Genomic DNA, 1,492 nt, shown 5'->3' on the forward strand with positions numbered 1-1,492 from the left:
TTCGTTAGTTAATGTCAACTAAGTTTTTCATTTTGTTTGTCGCTTTCTGCGTTGTTGCTACCGGCGACTTGTTCTATATTACACCTCTATAGGCTAATCGTCAACACCTTTTATTCAATTAATAATAAAAATAATAAAAAGGACATCTCATTACATACAAGGCGTCCTTTTTATTACACATTATATACATACACTTATAAACTTTAACACTCTTCATTCTCTTTAATGCTTCGATCTCCTGACATAAATAAATCAATTAATTTACGTTTATCCGCCCATATCACTCCAAATAAGACTAAGCCACCGCCTATTACTATTCTCCACGTTAAAGATTCATTTAATAGAACAATTGAAGCAACAATACTTATTAACGGTAATGCATTTAAATATAATCCACTTACTGATGCGGAAACTCTCTCTAGTGCTTTATTCCAAAACCAATATGCTAGAATTGTCGCTCCAATAACAAGATACATCACACTAAATCCTGTCTTCCATGTTTCCATCTTTGGGAAGCCGTAGTAAATAGTTTCTACCATTGCAAATGGTAATAGAATAACAGCTCCTATAATTAAAGTTAATGTTGTAAAAACCTTGTTTGGTAGATGCTGTTCCTGTTTTGGCTGTTTTAGCAATACTGTATAGAAAGCAAATAAAAAAGTGCTTAATAAAATAAGGATATCTCCTATTAAAGATACCTCTTGATCGACATTACTAGATGGAATTGTAATAAGAAGTACTCCGATAGCCCCCAATATAATACCGATCCAATAATTCAGCTGAATGTTCTCTTTCAAAAAGAACGCCGAAAAAAGAATTGTAACTAATGGTAACGCAGCATCTATGATACTAACATGTAATCCACTTGTTAAAGAAATGCCGTATGATGTGAACATAAAGTACCCAGCTACACCAGTAAAAGATAGCAAACTCATCCTTTTCCATGGAATATGTTTATGTACAATCGCTTTTTGTAGTTCGTTAAATGAGAAAAGCATACAAATTCCACCCGCAAAGAAAAGGCGGATAAAAAGCAACGTAAATGGTTGAATGGATTCTAACGCCCATTTCGTTGGTGCAATTGCCGTTCCCCATAGTATAACAGCCACTAATAACATGCATATTTCCTTCACAATCCCCCACACCCATCAAAAAATATATGTTAACTACCTTAATTATAGAGTTTTTCTTATGTAAAATCCTTTAAAAACACAAAAGGTTATGTGAAAAATAGCTAGATAGCTATTTTTCACATAACCTTTTCATATAAAAGCTAAAATATTCTTAGTCATTCTACAACTTAATTAATATAAAAAGGTAATTCTTACCTTGAACTAACATTTAAACGTATTACTTTATAACCTTTTTGTCACCTGATCATCCAATTTTTTAAAAATAGTTTCTATTTCATTCCCTTTTCTTCTTTAGCGTTATTAAATGTATGGATTATAACATTTGGTAAATAAAAATAAACACAAAAAAACCTAAGTCG

Annotated in this window: 1 protein-coding gene; it reads right to left on the minus strand. The window is 31.7% G+C overall.

Going from position 1 to position 1,492, the window contains the following annotated elements; all coding sequences use genetic code 11:
* Positions 1 to 203 precede the first annotated feature (203 nt).
* Complete coding sequence (locus MR065_RS26975; RefSeq protein WP_141558074.1) at positions 204 to 1,118, minus strand: DMT family transporter; 915 nt, start codon at positions 1,116 to 1,118, stop codon at positions 204 to 206.
* Positions 1,119 to 1,492: the final 374 nt, after the last annotated feature.

The sequence above is a fragment of the Bacillus cereus group sp. BfR-BA-01383 genome (assembly GCF_022663495.1).
GTDB classification, from domain to species: Bacteria; Bacillota; Bacilli; order Bacillales; family Bacillaceae_G; genus Bacillus_A; species Bacillus_A cereus_AU.

Excerpts from the sequence above, each read along its gene's own strand:
- MR065_RS26975 (WP_141558074.1), bottom strand. The coding sequence starts at position 1,118 with ATGTTATTAGTGGCTGTTATACTATGGGGAACGGCAATTGCACCAACG.